The sequence below is a fragment of the Candidatus Saccharibacteria bacterium genome, assembly GCA_034521515.1.
Classification (GTDB): domain Bacteria; phylum Patescibacteriota; class Saccharimonadia; order Saccharimonadales; family JAXHMH01; genus JAXHMH01.
Genome location: JAXHMH010000002.1, coordinates 176144 through 193469 on the forward strand (window position 1 = coordinate 176144; position 17326 = coordinate 193469).

General features: G+C 44.9%; 16 protein-coding genes. 3 read left to right on the forward strand and 13 right to left on the reverse strand.

Going from position 1 to position 17326, the window contains the following annotated elements; all coding sequences use genetic code 11:
• From U5K77_00855 to U5K77_00895, 9 genes are all read right to left on the reverse strand, one after another.
• Nucleotides 1–2808: a vitamin B12-dependent ribonucleotide reductase gene (locus U5K77_00855; GenBank protein ID MDZ7744299.1), complete on the reverse strand. Its 2808-nt coding sequence runs from the start codon at nucleotides 2806–2808 to the stop codon at nucleotides 1–3.
• Nucleotides 2809–2992: 184 nt separating this feature from the next.
• A complete protein-coding gene (gene nrdR / locus U5K77_00860; protein ID MDZ7744300.1) occupies nucleotides 2993–3466 on the reverse strand; it encodes a transcriptional regulator NrdR in 474 nt (157 codons plus the stop codon).
• Between the two features lie 120 nt (nucleotides 3467–3586).
• Nucleotides 3587–4933, reverse strand: a complete 1347-nt coding sequence (ftsZ, locus tag U5K77_00865; protein ID MDZ7744301.1) for a cell division protein FtsZ — start codon at nucleotides 4931–4933, stop codon at nucleotides 3587–3589.
• A gap of 111 nt (nucleotides 4934–5044) precedes the next feature.
• Complete coding sequence (gene ftsA, locus U5K77_00870; protein MDZ7744302.1) at nucleotides 5045–6280, reverse strand: cell division protein FtsA; 1236 nt, start codon at nucleotides 6278–6280, stop codon at nucleotides 5045–5047.
• A 63-nt stretch (nucleotides 6281–6343) separates the two neighbouring features.
• The gene (gene map / locus U5K77_00875; protein MDZ7744303.1) at nucleotides 6344–7114 is read right to left on the reverse strand and encodes a type I methionyl aminopeptidase; all 771 of its coding nucleotides are present in this window, start codon (nucleotides 7112–7114) and stop codon (nucleotides 6344–6346) included.
• A gap of 9 nt (nucleotides 7115–7123) precedes the next feature.
• Complete coding sequence (locus U5K77_00880; GenBank protein ID MDZ7744304.1) at nucleotides 7124–7660, reverse strand: nucleoside monophosphate kinase; 537 nt, start codon at nucleotides 7658–7660, stop codon at nucleotides 7124–7126.
• Nucleotides 7657–8112 (reverse strand): GatB/YqeY domain-containing protein, encoded by a 456-nt coding sequence (locus U5K77_00885; protein MDZ7744305.1) that lies wholly within the window; start codon nucleotides 8110–8112, stop codon nucleotides 7657–7659. Before U5K77_00885 ends, U5K77_00880 begins: the two co-directional genes overlap by 4 nt.
• Nucleotides 8113–8302: 190 nt before the next feature.
• Entirely contained in the window at nucleotides 8303–8518 is a 216-nt protein-coding gene (gene rpsU / locus U5K77_00890) for a 30S ribosomal protein S21 (GenBank protein MDZ7744306.1), read from the reverse strand.
• A gap of 38 nt (nucleotides 8519–8556) precedes the next feature.
• The gene (locus U5K77_00895; GenBank protein ID MDZ7744307.1) at nucleotides 8557–8850 is read right to left on the reverse strand and encodes an ArsR family transcriptional regulator; all 294 of its coding nucleotides are present in this window, start codon (nucleotides 8848–8850) and stop codon (nucleotides 8557–8559) included.
• Between the two features lie 107 nt (nucleotides 8851–8957).
• On the opposite strand from U5K77_00895, the gene priA reads away from it, so the two are divergent.
• Genes priA through fmt form a run of 3 tightly spaced genes read left to right on the forward strand, consistent with a single transcriptional unit; the run spans nucleotide 8958 to nucleotide 12450 of the window.
• Nucleotides 8958–10904 (forward strand): primosomal protein N', encoded by a 1947-nt coding sequence (priA, locus tag U5K77_00900; GenBank protein MDZ7744308.1) that lies wholly within the window; start codon nucleotides 8958–8960, stop codon nucleotides 10902–10904.
• A 45-nt stretch (nucleotides 10905–10949) separates the two neighbouring features.
• Complete coding sequence (def, locus tag U5K77_00905; GenBank protein ID MDZ7744309.1) at nucleotides 10950–11525, forward strand: peptide deformylase; 576 nt, start codon at nucleotides 10950–10952, stop codon at nucleotides 11523–11525.
• A complete protein-coding gene (gene fmt, locus U5K77_00910; GenBank protein ID MDZ7744310.1) occupies nucleotides 11485–12450 on the forward strand; it encodes a methionyl-tRNA formyltransferase in 966 nt (321 codons plus the stop codon). The genes def and fmt overlap by 41 nt, the downstream gene beginning before the upstream one ends.
• A 13-nt stretch (nucleotides 12451–12463) precedes the next feature.
• On the opposite strand, the gene U5K77_00915 is transcribed toward fmt, so the two are convergent.
• Genes U5K77_00915 through U5K77_00930 form a run of 4 tightly spaced genes read right to left on the reverse strand, consistent with a single transcriptional unit; the run spans nucleotide 12464 to nucleotide 17186 of the window.
• On the reverse strand, nucleotides 12464–12805 hold the full coding sequence (locus U5K77_00915; GenBank protein ID MDZ7744311.1) for a DUF5663 domain-containing protein: 342 nt from the start codon (nucleotides 12803–12805) through the stop codon (nucleotides 12464–12466).
• A 34-nt stretch (nucleotides 12806–12839) separates the two neighbouring features.
• Nucleotides 12840–14252, reverse strand: a complete 1413-nt coding sequence (locus U5K77_00920) for a hypothetical protein (protein MDZ7744312.1) — start codon at nucleotides 14250–14252, stop codon at nucleotides 12840–12842.
• A 60-nt stretch (nucleotides 14253–14312) separates the two neighbouring features.
• Nucleotides 14313–16070 (reverse strand): translation initiation factor IF-2, encoded by a 1758-nt coding sequence (gene infB, locus U5K77_00925; protein MDZ7744313.1) that lies wholly within the window; start codon nucleotides 16068–16070, stop codon nucleotides 14313–14315.
• Nucleotides 16071–16121: 51 nt separating this feature from the next.
• Nucleotides 16122–17186 (reverse strand): S1 RNA-binding domain-containing protein, encoded by a 1065-nt coding sequence (locus tag U5K77_00930; GenBank protein MDZ7744314.1) that lies wholly within the window; start codon nucleotides 17184–17186, stop codon nucleotides 16122–16124.
• Nucleotides 17187–17326 lie beyond the last annotated feature (140 nt).

Consider the following 17326-nt stretch of genomic DNA (forward strand, 5'->3'; position numbering starts at 1 on the left):
TTACGAACAACCGGTTGTCGATCCGCAAGATGTGCAAACATAGCAACTGCCGGATCTTTGTGTCTGATTACCGCAGTTATAGCACATAGGGGCTGCATCGTCTTGTTTGAGGGAGGTTTCTTGATCGCTGCCCGCGCTTACCGATGAACTCGGGGTTCTAGATATTTCTTCTGTTGGTGTCATCTGTCTAGGAGTAGACTCTGATGATTTAGCGTCTGGCAAGTCGGTCGTCTCTGAATCTTCACTGAGCAAACTGGTCTGCTCATCGCTTGGCATATCGTCGATTGACGCTAAGCCAAGCTCTAGACGATCATCAAATGACATATAGCTAAGTGCCATTCGCCTAAAAATGTAGTCTACCAGTGACGAAGCTGTCCGGATTTCTGGATCATCGGTTATACCGGCTGGTGCAAAACTGGTGCTCATGAATGTCTTTACGTAAGTCTTAAGCGGAACTCCATACTGAAGACCATGGCTCACCGATATAGCAAACGCATCCATGATGCCGCGCAACGTAGAGCCGTGTTTGGCAAAATTAATGAAGACCTCGCCCGGCGTCCCATCTTCGTATTCTCCAATTGTGACATATCCTTTGGAGTCCGCAACCTTAAAGGAAAACGTCTTAGAGTTCCGAACTTTTGGCATTTCGCGGCGAACAGCGCCTTTTAGTATAAACTTGTCGTTTACACCTTCTGTAGTTGTAATATTCTCATCAGTCTTGGCACTTTCTTTCTTGGCCATAGAAAGTGGCTGAGCAACTTTACAGTTATCACGGTAAATAGCTACCGCTTTAAGTCCTAGTTTCCATGCATCAATGTGCAATTGCTCAACGTCCTCAACCGAGACATCCTCCGGCATGTTGACTGTCTTACTGATAGCACCAGATATGAACGGCTGCACTGCACCCATCATCCTCACATGTCCGGAATAGTGAATAGCGTTATCTCCCATGGAACAAGCAAAGACGTTTTTGTGTTCTTCCTTTAGATGCGGAGCACCTATTATTGTTTTTTCGACATCAATATAGTCGACAATGTCGTCAATCTGCTTCTTGCTATAACCCATCGTTTTGAGTGCTCGTGGCACTGTGTGGTTCACGATACTCATGGTACCGCCACCAACCAGCTTTTTGAGTTTCACTAGACCAAGGTCTGGCTCAACACCCGTAGTATCACAGTCCATCATGAGACCAATTGTCCCAGTCGGTGCCAAAACACTAGCCTGAGAGTTACGTACTCCATACAGTTGACCGAGTTCCACTGCTTCATCCCAAGCGCCAGCCGCAGCGCTCAATAGTTCTTCTCTAACTAGTCCGGCGTCAATTTTTGAAACCTCTTCACGGTGCATCTTAAGAACATTGAGCATTGCTTCGCGATCCTTATGAAAGCCTGCAAACGGTCCAACACGATTAGCTATCTTCGCGCTTGTAGCATACGCCTGACCAGTCATAAGAGCTGTAATCGCAGCTGCTTGAGCACGACCATCATCTGAGTCATACGGAAGCCCTTGAGCCATCAATAAAGCTCCTAGGTTAGCATAGCCAAGGCCAAGCTCACGATACGCTCGAGCGTTTTTAGCGATGCTATCAGTCGGGTACTCACTGTAACCGACTAAAATTTCTTGGGCGGTAAACACAAGCTCTACCGTGTGAATAAATGACTTAATATCAAAGGTACTGTCTTCGTTTAAGTACTTCAACAGATTGATGCTCGCTAGATTACAGGCTGAGTTGTCAAGATGCATGTATTCACTACACGGGTTACTTCCATTAATCCGACCCGCATTTGGAGCTGTGTGCCACTTGTTGACCGTCGTATCAAACTGCATTCCTGGATCTGCGCATTCCCAAGCAGCCTTAGACATTTGCCTAAATAGCGTGCGAGCCTTTACAGTTTTTACTGTCTTTCCGGTGGTGACAGCCTTAAGATTCCAGTCATCATCATTTTCAACTGCCTGCATAAACTCATCAGTTACACGAACTGAGTTGTTGGCGTTTTGGTATTGCACCGAGTGAATATCTTTACCATCTAGACTCATGTCCCAGCCGGCAGCTTCGAGATCACGCGCTTTACGCTCTTCAAGTGCTTTACACCAGACAAATTCTTCTACGTCTGGATGATCAACATTCAAAATAACCATTTTGGCAGCACGACGGGTCTTGCCGCCACTTTTAATTGCACCGGCTGAAGCATCAGCCCCCCGCATGAAACTAAGCGGTCCAGATGCAGAACCAGCACTCTTACCCAAGGCTTCGGCAGAGGAACGCAAAGTACTAATATTAATACCTGAACCTGACCCGCCCTTGAAGATCATTCCTTCTTCTTTGTACCAGTTAAGAATCGAAGGCATTGTGTCTTCGACTGCCAAAATGAAACAAGCACTAGCCTGCTGCGAACGCTCCGGCGCACCAATATTAAACCAGACCGGTGAGTTAAACGCCGCTCTTTGTGTAGCGAGGACATACTTTAACTCCTCTTGGAAATCTTCGGCTTCTGCATCATCGGTAAAGTAGCCCTCTTGGATACCATGCCGGGTTATCGTATCGACAACTCGATCGATTAAGTCACGCAAAGAAGCTTCACGGTCTTGAGTACCCGGAGTACCTGTAAAATATTTTTGAGCAACAATGTTTATTGCGTTTAGCGACCAGCCCTCCGGGAACGCCACGCCCTTTTGCTCGAAAACCGGCTTATTGGTCATCGGGTTCATGATTACAGAATCACGTTTAACCCAGTTTAATTGATCGTAAGCTTTGCTGTTTTGGGGTGTAAAAAGTCGCCTGTGCCCCAGGATTGTTGTTTGTCCCATAATACCCTCACTTTTTTATGTCAGAGTGCCGTATATCACTCTAACGCTCTTATTAATGTTATTTTAAATTTTTATTTAGAGTTGATCGTCGCTCTCAAGACGATACCAGCTCCCCTCGAGCCTTTTTAGTTGACTTGTGCCAAAACTACAAGGCGCGCGGGCAACTGTTAAGTCACCCCTTGTGTTACTTAACGGTGCGGTTTGTTTTTTTCTCCTTGATTTGTAGGAGCTCTTTTTCGAAACCGGCTATATCTTTAAACCGACGATATACACTTGCGAATCGCACATACGCAACCTCATTTAGTCGTGCCAGTCCGTCCATTACCATGTCACCTATTTTTCGACTTGATATCTCCGGATCACCACAGGCATAAATTTGCTGCTCTATGTCTGCTACAAGCCGCTCTAGCTGCAAACTGTTCACCGATGTTTTTTCACATGCCCGATAAAGACCGGCCAGTAATTTATCACGACTAAACAGTTCTCTTGTGCCGTTACTCTTTACAACGATAATCTGTGGGCGCTCTACCCGTTCATACGTTGTAAAACGATAGTGACAGCTGATGCATGCACGACGGCGACGAATTGATTCGCCTTCTGCCACGTCTCTAGATTCGATAACTTTTGTATCGACTTGTTGACACTGGCTGCATTTCATATTGCATACCTCCTTTGTTCAAACTGAACGTACTATCACTATATTCTAATCGCTATATATAGTGCCTATACACCCCAGCATAACCCCACGAATAGCGGTTTGCAAGAAAATAACGTCGTATTATTTACTAGATTTTTTGCCAGAATCATTATCCTGGGATTTTTGGGCTTTTTTCTTGAGGCGTCGCAAAAAAGAAGGTTTTTCAAGCTCCTCATCGTCTTCACCAGAATCCGAAAAGGTGTCCGGTTTTGAATTACTTTTTTCTTCAGAGTCGGTTTGTTTAGCCTCTTGATCAAGTGCCCAGATATTCGGCATGGGAGAATCTTTGTGAAAGTCATCGTGCTTATTTTCATCGTTATTAAGATCCATATTGATATCTTTGATATCTCCGTCTTCGGCCTTAACGTCTCCAGTCTGTGCTGAAGAAGGTTGCACGGAATCATCACGTTCTGCCTCATCCCCGTTGTCTTCTTCTGCTAAACCTTGGCGTAAGTGTGTTCGGTTGGTAAAGTAGGTTGCGTCAAACCCAGTTGCAACCACCGTAATTATGATCTCACCTTCAATCTCCGGACTAATGGTGGCTCCGAAAATAATGTTTGCGTCAGGATCGGCAGCTGCGGTAATCGTCTCGGCAGCAGTATTAATCTCGTGCATTGACATATCGCTGCCACCTATAACGTTGAAAAGAATGCCACGTGCCCCATCAATGGAGACTTCCAGTAACGGTGATTCAATTGCCTGCTGAGCAGCTTGCGGTGCTCGGTTCTCTCCACTGGCACGTCCTATACCCATGAGAGCAGAACCTGCGTTGCTCATGACTGCTTTAACGTCAGCAAAATCCAAGTTTATAAGACCATGTACTGTAATAAGGTCGGATATTCCTTGGACGCCTTGCCTCAGAACGTCATCAGCCACTCTAAAGGCTTCTAGAAGCGGTGTTTGTCGATCGATTGTCTGCAGAAGTCGATCATTCGGTATAACAATCAATGTGTCAACCGCCTCTCTGAGCTTATCAACTGCGGTTTCTGCGTTTCTGCGTCGCTTCTCACCTTCAAAAGCAAACGGCTTAGTAGCAAACCCGACAACGAGTGCTCCAGCATCACGGGCAGCATGCGCCACAACGTGACCGGCACCGCTACCTGTACCGCCGCCAGCACCTATGGTTATAAATACCATATCCGAGTTACTTAACGCCTGGGTAATCTCATCCTTTGACTCTTGGGCAGCTTCTTCGCCAACCTTGGGGTCGGCTCCCGCTCCAAGTCCGCGTGTCGTATCTTTACCAATATGAATTTTTGTTTGTGCTTTAGAGTGATGAAGTGCTTGCGCGTCAGTATTAACTGCGATAAATTCGACACCCTCTATACCGGCGTCAACCATCCGATTAATGGCAGCCCCACCGGCACCACCAACACCGACTACTTTAATACGGGCGTAGGTTTCGATAGCAGGAGCAACTTGTGGCATACGTGGTTAACCTCTTCCTCTAGATGTTATATCAGGAGTATACCCGAACAGCTCCAAGTGTTCAATAATACCCACCTGACCTTTTTTGAACATCGGGATATATTTAACCATCTAACTGCGACGGAACTTCTTGATAATGCCTTCAACGAAACCAAATACCCGAGAGTTCGGTTCACCGGATACGTTAGAATCATGGGGCAATAAAAACATATCAAGCAACATAAGACCGACCGTAGTGGCGTATGTTGGGCTTTCCACTGTATCAACCAGACCATTTAATGGTTGCAAGCGACCAACTCTAGCCGATAGTTGCAGTTTTTCCTTGGTAAAGTCAGCGATTCCTGGCATATTTGATGTTCCGCCTACAACAACTACTCCACCAGGAAGCTTTCTGGAGCGTTGTATCTTTTTCAACTCTTTTTCAACCATCTCTAGTAATTCCTCTACTCGTGCTTCTGTAATGTCGTACACATCCTCGACCGGAAAGTAGTGTTGTTTGTTTTCAAAATCAACTTTTACGTTTTTTAAACCCCCGGAAGGTTTGTTTAGTGTGGCGTGTTTTACCTTTACGAGCTCTGCAATTTCTAGGTCAGTCTTTAGCCCTATCGCCAAATCGTTAGTGATATGTAAACCACCAACCGGTATAACCGCTACATGGTGTACTTCTCCGTCTTCTATGACTGCTAGATTAGTCGTTCCTGCACCAATATCAAGAACCAGGGTGCCTGCCTCTTTTTGCTGCCTGTTAAGTACAGCTTCTGCCGCTGCAAGACTGGAAACCGTATAGTTTGAAGCAGTCAAGTTAGTTTTTTCTAACACCATGTCCAAACTTTTTAGATTTGGAGCTATCGCTGTCACAATATGTGTATCAACCTCTAGCCGCACTCCGTGCATACCCACTGGATCTTTGATGTTGTCCTGCCCGTCCAATCTGTAGTTTTTGGCAAAAACTTGAATAATCTCTCTGTTTGGCGGTAATTGAACAATTGTTGCAGCTTCTTCTGCTCTAAGCCTGTCTTCAGCTGTAATTTCTTTATTAGCTGCACTAATCGCCACGACACCTCTGGAGTTCATGCCAGCCACATGGGCACCGTTAATATTAGCCGTAGCGTGACGTATCTGTACACCAGATACACGTTCTGCCTCTGTAACAGCTTTTGTGACAGCATCAGCGACTTCCTCAACATGAACAGTCACTCCTTTACGCATACCGGTATTTATTGCACTGCCGTGCCCGATGATCGTAGGTTTAGATGCATCTTGCTGATCCACCATACCAACAACACAGCGAACAGTATGTGTTCCTATGTCGAGACCTATAAAATGATTGGGCGATTGTTCGCGCATGCTGGCAGTATAGCAACCACTTGTCGATTCTTCTAGCGGTTAGTGTCAACCTGAGTACAGATTTTATGAAAGAGTCGTTAGAATTTCGTAACCATCGTCCGTGATTAATACGCTGTGTTCAAAATGGGCAGCCAGCGAACCGTCCGCAGTTACAACTGTCCAACCGTCTTCTGCCATCACAACGTGATGCGCGCCAAGAGTCGCCATAGGCTCGATCGCAATAGTCATGCCAGCCTGTAGAGTAGGTCCGGTGTTTTGGAGCCCATAATTAGGAATATTCGGCTCTTCGTGGAGTTTGTGTCCGACTCCGTGGCCAACCAAATCCCGCACTATACCGTATCCTCCTCGTTCTAGGCTTTGTTGTACAGCGAAACCGATATCACCCACTCTCACGCCATCGCGCACCACATCAATACCGGCCAGCAGTGATGCTTCGGTGTCTTTTATGAGCCGGGTAACTGATGGTTTTTTAGCGTTCCCTGCGATAACACTGATGGCAGAATCAGTGATCATGCCTTTATACGTCACACCGAAATCCATACTTACAATATCGCCTTCTTCAATTACTCGGTTTGCTCGCGGGATACCGTGAACAACCTCTTCATTAATCGAAACACACAGAACGTCAGGAAAGCTATCAGATCCCCCGGGGTAGCCAAGAAAGCTTGGTTTACCGCCAAGCCGTTTTAGTTCATCTCGAGCAATATCAGCAAGCTGTTTAGTCGAAACACCTGGAGCCACTTTATTACGTAGTAACTGATGCACGGTTGCAAGTATTTTACCTGACTCACGCATATGTTTGATTTCTGTATCTGTCTTGACTTGCGTAAACATGCTAATAGTCTAGCCCTGTTTTATTGTCTGCACGATTTCACTATGTACTGTCTGTATTGGACGCTCTCCGTTTATAGTATGCACCGTTACACCTGCATCCTTAAATTCCTCGAGTATCGGCAAAATTGACTCCTTATATTCAGAAAACCGCTCACTTATAGCATCGTGATGGTCATCCTGTCGACCACGCTCTATAAGCCTGCTCCTCACCACTTCTTCCGTAGCAGTCAGATGTACAACGTGGGTTATTTTAAGTTGACCATGCTTGGCTTGGCTCAACAGCCAATCGGCTTGCTTAATCGTCCGCGGGAACCCATCAAGTACAAACTCTTGTTTTATATCTATCAGGCTAAAAATTTTATTCACCAGTGCAATTATCTCTTTGTCGGCTAACAATTGGCCGGCTAACATCTCTTTGCGTCTTTCGCCCGCTATCAACATTCTCAAGAATTCACCGGTAGACAACCATGGCAGCCCAAGTTCATCAGCCAACATCCTGCCCTGCATACTCTTACCTGAACCGGCCACTCCCATAAATATAATCATGTGTTGAGCTTTCCTTTCACAACTTTTGCTATACGTCCACCATCAGCAGAAACACCAACTCGGTCTTTCACAGCCTTTATCACCCGACCCATGTCTTTGACGTCTTTTGCTTCAGTAGAAGCAATCACTTCGTCGACGATAGCTTGTAGTTCACTATCTGTGATTTGCTTAGGCAAATATTTTTCTATGGCGGATTTCTCGGCTAGCTCCGCTTCAGCATTTTGGGTGTTTCCGCCATCTTTATACATGTCTGCACTTTCCTGGCGACGTTTCACTTCTTTTTGTAATACTTGAATGACTTCCTCATCCGGCAAACCCTTATCGCGCGCCGCTTTTTCGATTTCAGCATCTAAAATAACGCTCTTCAAGCCTTGAAGCGTAACTGTCAGCGTCTTATCACCAGCCAGCATAGCAGTTTTTAAGTCTTGGTTAATTTGTTCTTTTACGCTCATATTTCTCCGAAAGTGTATCAAAGATTCCCTGTATTTAATACGGACTCAATTAATTTTACAGCACTTACCCGGATGCGTCGCTTGCACGCAAGCATGAGCAATACCTAAATAACAACAAAATAACTAAACATCACGCGGCCAATTAGCATATCCGAGAAAATGTCATATTACGCTGATAGATTACCTAGTTTTAGCGCTGGCCAAGTTTTAGTTTTTTAACTTTATCAGCTTTACGAGCGCGTCGAACAATAGCTTTTTGGCGACGATCTCGTTTGCTCATAGGCTTCTCATAATATTGCGATTGTTTCGCAACGAGGATAATCCCGGACTGCTGCACTTTACGTGTAAAACGTCGCAGCATATTTTCCAGTGGCTCTTTAGAATCTTTACGTGTTACTTGAATCATGTGATGTATTGTAGTCTAACAGAGGAAGAATTGCAACCCTACAGCGTGTTTTGTTGCCTTTTTTGATTATGACGTTGCGATTTTAACACTATACTTTGTAACTCTTTGAATATAGTGAAGTGTTTATTGGTGTGATATATCTTGGTATTGCCTTGTTTTTCTGATATCAGAAAGCCTATTTTCTCAAGACGTTTGAGCTCACGTTGTATATTACCTGCATCTTCCTTAATAAGTTTTGCAAGCCCTCTCACGTGCGTTTTGAAGTCGGGGTACTTGGCGTACACCACGATTATCTTTCGCCTAACTCTGGATGTAATGAATACGTCTAACATAAGCTTTTATTGTCATTAGAACAACGTGACTGTAGTATACCTCCCACTTTCTCACATTTCAACAGCTTTTCATCAGACTGACCAATATAATGAACTATACTGGGTGTATGTATTATTACGAAGTCTGGGTGGCAAGCCAGCGATTCCACGGCGACAAACCGTTAACCTATGCTTCAAAGATGAATCTTGCTCGAGGTACTTTGGTTGTCGTTCCATTACAGCAACAACCAGTTATCGGTATTGTCATTGAGCAAAGTAACGAGCCAAGTTTTAAAACTAAAGAAATTTCCCGACAAATAGGATCAAACTCTTTACCTGACCCATTGATTAAACTTATCGATTGGCTGCGGCTATACTATCCTGCTTCGCTTGGAGGCTTATTGCAGGCTTTCCTTCCAAGTACGCTACTTAAAACAAGTCGACTCAAAGAAACCACAGACCGGGCAGTCAAATCGTTCCAGCCGAAAATCGAATTACCTAAACTTACTGCCGAACAAGAATCGGCAATCTCAACCATAGAATCTTCGAACCAAACAACTACTCTTATACATGGCGACACTGGTAGCGGTAAAACACGAGTATACATTGAACTGGTTCGTAAAGCTTTTGCAAAACAACAGTCATCAATTATCCTGACCCCCGAGATCGGGCTTACGCCACAACTTGCTCAGACTTTTCTAGATACGTTTGGCGACCGGGTTGTAGTGCTGCACTCCGGACTCACTGCAGCACAAAGACGAGATATTTGGCTCCGTGTACTCGAAAGCGATGAACCATTAATTGTCGTCGGTACGCGCTCGGCATTGTTCGCCCCAATCAAAAAAGTTGGCTTAATCGTTATCGACGAAATGCATGACCAAGCATATAAACAAGAATCCGCACCATATTATCAAGCCACCCGTGTTGCTGGGCAACTAGCAAAACTACATCAATCTAAACTCATAATGGGCTCCGCGACTCCTCCTGCTGCTGATTATTATTTACTCCAGAAAAAAGGCGTTCCGATTGTTCGCATGTCAGAATCCGCTATAGGCAGAATCCGTCCGGCAGACATAGAAACAGTAAAACTAGAAAATCGGGAGCACTTTACAAGATCGGCTCACCTTTCCAATCAGTTAATAAAACACGTTGAAACGGCACTGGCAAACAACGAACAATCAATCATATTCTTAAACCGCCGCGGAACAGCTCGTGTCGTGCTGTGCCAACGGTGTGGGTGGCAATCACTTTGCCCTCGGTGTGACATAACCCTTACATACCACGGGGACTCGCACCGAGTTCTGTGCCATACATGCGGTCACAATACGGTTGCACCTCCAGTTTGCCCAAGCTGCAATAACCACGACATTAGTTTTAAAAGTATTGGCACGAAATACCTTGTAGACGAACTCATGCGCATATTCCCAAAAGCTCGCGTTCAACGATTTGATACCGATAGTACGAAATCAGAAAGGTTAGAACAGCAATACAAACAGGTTAAGTCCGGCAAAATTGATATACTGGTTGGAACGCAGTTACTTAGCAAAGGTCTTGATTTGCCGCAATTGAGTGTTATTGGTGTTGTTCTAGCAGATACCGGTTTGCTTATTCCCGATTTCACGGCTAACGAGCTCACATATCAACAACTAACTCAGATTATGGGTCGTGTTGGACGCGGGCACCGCCACGGACATATCGTTATTCAGAGTTATCACCCAGACAACCCTGCCATCAAAACGGCCATCCAACGAGACTACCAGGCGTTTTATGAGCAAGAGATCGCCGAACGGAAACAATACAACTTCCCGCCCTTTGTGTTCCTCCTTAAGCTAGCTTGTATGCGAGCGAACAACACAAGTGCTCAAAATGCTTGTAACAGCTTGGCGGAAAGCCTAGGTCGGCAACATCCAAAATTGGAAATTATTGGACCAACCCCAGCATTCCATGCCAAACAGAACAATAAATTTCGTTGGCAGCTTATCGTTAAATCATCCAGCCGCCAAGTGCTAACAGAGATTATTAGAGAACTACCGACAAATTGGTCGTATGATATTGATCCAGCAAATTTATTATAGTAAAAGTTCCTCTGTTAACCTGTTTGCGATATACTAAATAGCAAGATGAATAAAAATAGTATAATTGCCTTACCGAATCGACATCTACGTGAGCGCTCTAAGCGAGTTGGTTACATAAGCTCTGAGGTTAAACAACTAATTGACGATATGAAGGCTGCAACACTCGACTGGGAGGACAGCCGAGAACATGAGGTCGGAGTTGCACTTGCAGCAGCACAGGTTGAGCAGCTTCTACGCATCATAATTGTGCGTGATAATTTTGACGATAAAAACAATCGTGAATTTAGCGTATTTATCAATCCGCAAATCAGTAAATACGAAGGCATCATTGAGGAAGATTATGAGGGCTGTTTAAGCGTAAAAGATATTTATGGCAAAGTGCCGCGTCATACAAAGGTGAAAGTCAAAGCACTTGATGAAACCGGTCAACCTATAAGAGTAACGGCTGAGGGCTTTTTGGCTCGCGTCTTTCAGCACGAAATCGACCACAATAACGGCATAATGTTCATCGACCACATAAAAGACGATCCTAGCGCCTTTTTCAGACTCGAATCTGACGGTAAATTAATCAAACTTGATTATGATAAAGACATCAAAGACAACCCTAAACTCTGGCAGTAAAATTGTTTTCTTCGGAAACGAACGGTTGGCAACCGGAGTCTCTACCGAAGCACCAGTTTTAACTGATCTAATAGAAGCAGGTTATGACGTGACTGCCATTGTAGCCAATTACGAGATGGGGTGTTCTCGCAAGACTCAGACTTTAGAAGTTCAAAAAATCTCAGAAGAACACAATATCCCAATTTTATTCCCAGATAAGCCGACCCGAATAAAAGATCAGCTGATTAATTTTCATGCCGAGATTGCGGTACTAGCAGCCTATGGCAAGATTATCCCCCAAAGCATCATAGATGTTTTCCCTAAAGGTATTGTCAATATCCACCCTTCACTATTACCGCTCCATCGTGGATCAACCCCAATTGAAAGTGTAATTTTAGCCGGAGAGGAGAAAACCGGTGTATCACTCATGAGTCTGGTTAGCGCTATGGATGCCGGTCCTGTGTACAGCCAGTCTGAGGTAGAGCTCAGTGGCACGGAGACAAAGCAAGAGCTGGCAGACTCTCTAGGCAGTATTGGCGGATCAATGCTTCGTGAATTATTACCAGACATATTAAACGACAGTGTAGTCGCACTGCCCCAAGACGCAGATAGCGCAACCTACGACAGCCTTATTCAAAAAAGTGATGGGGTTATTGACTGGCATAAATCAGCAGTTCAGCTTGAAAGAGAAATTCGAGCATTTTCCGCCTGGCCTGGTAGCCGTACAGAAATTGCCGAAAAAGATGTCATCATCACAAAAGCACAAACCAAACCAAAGAAACCAGGATCCGCACCTGGTTCTGTCTCAGTAACCGATGACAACGCTCTGCTTGTACAAACATCAGACGGCTCGTTGTGTATAGAGCGCCTAAAACCTGCCGGTAAACGCGAGATGTCCGCAAAAGAATTCTTGCTAGGTTACGGAAACCAAATTTTTACAAAATAGGGGTTATAATTGACTATTGAGACGGTTGATCGTGCTGAGCACTATCTTCAGCAGCAGCTACAATTTGTGGAGCACTGGCTTTGACTTCAGCTTTTAGCTTTTCCAGCTCCTCGGCGACAACTTTTTTATAGTCAGGGAAATTGCTTTCTAACCACTTTAAGGCGCCTGTTTCGTCACTGCTGTCAATAAAGCTTTCAAACTCGTCAAGTTGCTCATTGCTCATCTGTTCAGCTAGCCGTACACCGACACGCATCTCTAATGTTTCATAAATATGAGCCAGCATTTTATTCTTCTCTTCATTTGGCAGAGATCCTAAGCCAAGTTCTACAAGTAAGTTATTATCAAGTTTAAACATGTATCTCCTTCCTTAATGGTACTATTCTACCATTTTAAACCAACACGTAGGCAATAAGCAGTAATACGAGTATAAAAATTGCGCCCATGAAACCTTGTTGAGCTGCTTGTTTATATAGTTCTGATTGCTGCTCGTCCTGAGTTTTATTGTTTAATTTACTACTATTAACAGTATCCTGTCTAACACTTAAAGAACCCGGTGTTTGTTGTAATATTGACCCTACTGATACCGCTCCAGGTTGCGATTTATTGGTAGCCTCGTCACGGACTTCGTGGCTACGTTCATAGACACGCTCTACTGGTGCATCCACCTCAGCGGCGGCAAGCATTTCCTTAAGAACTTTTTCCGGATTTTCATGCTTATTCTCGTACTCGCGGACTTTTTCAGCAAACCGCCTTGCAACCGTTTCTGTCTTTGATGCTTTTTCAGCTTCTTGGTACTGCGGCACACGACGCTCCGGTGTGTCAACCGTTTGGCTTTTTGGTGGTGATTTCTCAAACGCTGATGGATGATATTGCTTGTATTCTGGGGTTGTACTAGGATGCGGCCGCTCGCTAATTTTATTCTCTATCGGCTTACCCTTATACTCGGTCTGCATCTGTTCTGCCATGGATTCATACCGAGCAACTTGTTGACGTAATGCATCGGTCTGTTCTTTAGCCTCACGTGCTTGTTTTTCTTGTTGCCGGTTCTGTTTATGTACACGCTCAAGCTCATCACCCTGTTTGTGCGTGCGCTTCTTTAGACGCCGATCGGCACGCTTTCTGGCCACTTTTTCGGTACGTAGATCAGCTTCTGTTGCACCCCTAAAAACTTCGCGTTTTGCTGGCGCATCTGTCTCGTACCCTTCTGCTTGCAGCTCTGTGACCGTATCTGTAGTATCTACCTCTAAATCGTTTTTCTCATCCTCATATCGACGTTGCATCTCTTCTACCGGAAACGCCGGATACGGTGTAAACTCCTCGTCGTCAACTGATAATGACGACTCATGCGTTTCATCGGCGTTAACAACAGACTCCTGTTTAGGATACTTACCCGGCTCATGACTTGCCGCAACACTGTCTTCTTGCGAGTCCAGAAAGTCTTCATGAGAAGTCTCGGCAGATTTATTTCCGACGAAATATTGTTCACTTCCGATAAATTGTCCGCTTTCACTATAATAATCGTCTAAATTCTTGGCGGGCAACGATTCACGCTCATCGCTAGGTATAGCCTCACTGTTTTCATTTCTTACAACGTCCAAACCGACAAACTTACCAAAAAAACGCCGTAAAACACCTTTTTTATTGTCAGGCTCCTCTGGCTGATCTTCTTTTTGTTCAGATCGAGCAAGCCAGGATGCTACAAAACTTGGCCACTTGCGTGTCTTCTTTTTACCGAGCCGCTTTTCTTCATCAGTTTCGTCCGTTGAATCTTCATAATATTGCGAACGCTCAAAATTCTCCATAACAGCGTACAATTATACAATTTTTACTCGTGATATTCAAATTACAAACTGCAGCATTGTTTATAACGTCCGGGCAACCGCTTCACGCGTGAACAACTCTACTCTGTCGCCTTCTTGTAAATCTATTTTTGACTTGGTTGCTAAACTCATGCCGCACATTTCACCCTCAATAATCTCTTTGGCATCCTGAGGGCCACGCTTAAGATTAGTCACCTCTACTTCTGTCAACTCTTCACCGTCACGTATAATTCGAGCAAGAGCTGGAACGGTTAGCTTCCCTTTAGTTACCTCACCGCCACAGATAATTTCCGTTTTTGTTGTTTTAAATACACCTTTTATGAGAAGTCTGCCTAGGTCGGTTTCGACAATTTTTGGTGCAAGTAGCTTTGTGAGCTCTTCTTTTACATCATCTATCAATTCATAAATTATACTGTACAAACGAATCGGCAACTTGTCCCTGTTAGCCAACCGTTTAACATCCGGAGGTACTGCCACATTAAAACCATAAATAATAGCACCACTCGTCTGAGCAACATGGACATCATTCTTATTGACAGCACCGACACCGGAACTGACAATCCGCACCGCCACTTCACTAGTATCAAGCGCCCTTAGGCTGTCTAGTACCGATGTTAAAGAGCCCTGAACATCAGCCTTAACAATAACATTTAGCTCAGTGAGCTCATTGGCCCGGTTAATCATACGAATCATCTCTGAACTATTGATATCTAGCAGACCGCCAGATGATTGTCGTTTTGCACCCTCATTGGCTGCAGCTTGCCTTGCTGTTTTTTCATCTTTTTTAGCTTCAAATTCGTCGCCAAACTCTGGCAACGACTTAAAGCCGGTAATTATAACTGGAGTTGAAGGAGTTGCCTCTTTGATTGGCTTGCCAGTGGTGGTCTCTAGATTACGCACGCGCGCATAAGCTGATCCGGCAGTGACGTAGTCCCCGGGATGTAAAACACCGGCCTCCACCAACGCTATAGCTACCGGTCCGCGACCCTGCTCCATATGAGATTCGATGACCAGACCGCGCGCTGGAACATCAACATCAGCACGCAAATCCTCGACATCTGCCACAAGTAGCACCATATCAAGTAACTTATCAATGCCGGTCTTCTGCAAAGCACTCACTTCAACGGTTATGGTTTCGCCGCCCCACTCCTCAACCAGAAGGTCATGTTCAGACAATTGTTGCTTAATCCGATTAGCATCAGCTTCCGGCTTATCAATCTTATTTATGGCAACAACAATCTTTACACCGGCTTTGCGGGCATAGCGAATTGCCTCGATTGTCTGTGGCTTAATACCATCATCTGCTGCCACGACCAATATAACTACGTCGGTTAGCTGTGCTCCATGCTCCCTGAGCGCTGCAAAAGCTTCATGACCCGGTGTATCCAAAAACGTGATGTCGCGATCGCTGTGCCGTATCTGATAGGCAGAAATATGCTGAGTGATACCACCGGCTTCACCCTTAACTTCATCGCTCTCACGGATAGCGTCCAGTAAGCTAGTTTTGCCGTGATCAACATGACCCATAACAGCCACAACCGGTGGCCGTCCAGTAGCTTTATCGCTCATTTTTTGCTTGGTTCGGCCTTGTGACTCCTCTGCTACCTTATGTGTTAACTCCACATCAAGGTCAAGTTCACCGACGATAATCTGCGCGGTATCAAAATCAATGCGCTCATTAAGAGTCGCCATGATACCGTTTTTCATTAGCTCAGTAATCAGCTGCGTTACCGGTATCTTTAGCCGTTCAGCCAGCGAGCCGACGGTAATCATGTCTTCGACTTCAATTTTTGTTGCCATGCCCGTCTCTCCTTTCTGACTATTACACCGCTACATGTTATTTATTCTGCCTTATTTTGTGTCCTTGAGACTCAAGGCTATTTTGCGAGCCTCGGTATCAATATCCAGCACCTTGAATTTCTTCTTTTCATTGAGCTGGAATATTTTTTCCGGATCAACGCCGTCGTCATCGCTCATTTCTGAGACATGTACCAACGCTTCTACTGATGGGCTTAGCTGCACAAACGCACCAAATGGTGTTATGCGCGTAACTTTACCTTCTACCGTCTCACCCTTTTTGAAGGCTTTCACTTCATTAAGCCATGGATCCTCTTGCATCTGCTTAAGACTCAAACTTAGGCGATCTTTATCAATAGAGATAATCTTGGCTTCTACCGTATCACCTACCTTAAGGTAATCCCTTGGGTCTTCTACTCGTTCCCAGGATATTTCTGAGATGTGAATTAGCCCTTCAATGCCATCGACGTTCACAAATGCTCCGAAGTCAATCACGCCAGTTATAACGCCTTCTACTTTGTCGCCGACTTTCAGTTTAGCAAAGCGGTCTTGCATATCGTCCTTGATTGCCTCTTTTTCAGAAAATATAAGCTTGTTGTCCTTACGGCTTATGTCAAGTATACGTACCCTGATTGGTTTATTGACCAATTGGTTGAGCTTCTGGAGTATCTCATCTTTATCTGCTCCTGATACGCGCGGATAATGACCGGCAGCCAGTTGTGACACCGGCAAGAACCCTCGTAAGCCTTCAAGCTCCACAAGCAATCCGCCTCGGTTAGCATCATAAGCTGTCACCTCAATAATCTCCTGATTATCGAACACCTTCTGCAGCTCATCCCAACCGCGATCCTTTGCAGCTCGGCGCATGCTTAGTAACGCAAAACCTTCTTCCATTTCTGGGTCGATCACACTGGTAGTAACCGTCTGACCTTCCTCTAGTTGTTGACCGTGGCTTATTTCGCGTCGCAGAATAACTCCGACGCCATTGGGCCCCAAATCAACCCATACCTCGTGCTTGCGCACTGAGGTCACCTTTCCTTCTACGACATCTCCAGTTTTTAGCTGGGGAATATCCATGGACGCTAGCAACTCGTCCATTGTAATGCTAGATTTTGACATGTATCCCATGCCTCCTTTATAAGTATTTCCACCAAGCACGACGCAACATCGTGCTTGAAAGATTGATACCAGTATATCTGTTCCACCCCTAGAAGTCAAAGCTTTGTACGTAAAATGGACTTTACCCTACTTGAGCTTTG

Excerpts from the sequence above, each read along its gene's own strand:
- U5K77_00855 (MDZ7744299.1), bottom strand. The coding sequence starts at position 2,808 with ATGGGACAAACAACAATCCTGGGGCACAGGCGACTTTTTACACCCCAA.
- nrdR (MDZ7744300.1), bottom strand. The coding sequence starts at position 3,466 with ATGAAATGCAGCCAGTGTCAACAAGTCGATACAAAAGTTATCGAATCT.
- ftsZ (MDZ7744301.1), bottom strand. The coding sequence starts at position 4,933 with ATGCCACAAGTTGCTCCTGCTATCGAAACCTACGCCCGTATTAAAGTA.
- ftsA (MDZ7744302.1), bottom strand. The coding sequence starts at position 6,280 with ATGCGCGAACAATCGCCCAATCATTTTATAGGTCTCGACATAGGAACA.
- map (MDZ7744303.1), bottom strand. The coding sequence starts at position 7,114 with ATGTTTACGCAAGTCAAGACAGATACAGAAATCAAACATATGCGTGAG.
- U5K77_00880 (MDZ7744304.1), bottom strand. The coding sequence starts at position 7,660 with ATGATTATATTTATGGGAGTGGCCGGTTCAGGTAAGAGTATGCAGGGC.
- U5K77_00885 (MDZ7744305.1), bottom strand. The coding sequence starts at position 8,112 with ATGAGCGTAAAAGAACAAATTAACCAAGACTTAAAAACTGCTATGCTG.
- rpsU (MDZ7744306.1), bottom strand. The coding sequence starts at position 8,518 with ATGATTCAAGTAACACGTAAAGATTCTAAAGAGCCACTGGAAAATATG.
- U5K77_00895 (MDZ7744307.1), bottom strand. The coding sequence starts at position 8,850 with ATGTTAGACGTATTCATTACATCCAGAGTTAGGCGAAAGATAATCGTG.
- priA (MDZ7744308.1), top strand. The coding sequence starts at position 8,958 with ATGTATTATTACGAAGTCTGGGTGGCAAGCCAGCGATTCCACGGCGAC.
- def (MDZ7744309.1), top strand. The coding sequence starts at position 10,950 with ATGAATAAAAATAGTATAATTGCCTTACCGAATCGACATCTACGTGAG.
- fmt (MDZ7744310.1), top strand. The coding sequence starts at position 11,485 with ATGATAAAGACATCAAAGACAACCCTAAACTCTGGCAGTAAAATTGTT.
- U5K77_00915 (MDZ7744311.1), bottom strand. The coding sequence starts at position 12,805 with ATGTTTAAACTTGATAATAACTTACTTGTAGAACTTGGCTTAGGATCT.
- U5K77_00920 (MDZ7744312.1), bottom strand. The coding sequence starts at position 14,252 with ATGGAGAATTTTGAGCGTTCGCAATATTATGAAGATTCAACGGACGAA.
- infB (MDZ7744313.1), bottom strand. The coding sequence starts at position 16,070 with ATGGCAACAAAAATTGAAGTCGAAGACATGATTACCGTCGGCTCGCTG.
- U5K77_00930 (MDZ7744314.1), bottom strand. The coding sequence starts at position 17,186 with ATGTCAAAATCTAGCATTACAATGGACGAGTTGCTAGCGTCCATGGAT.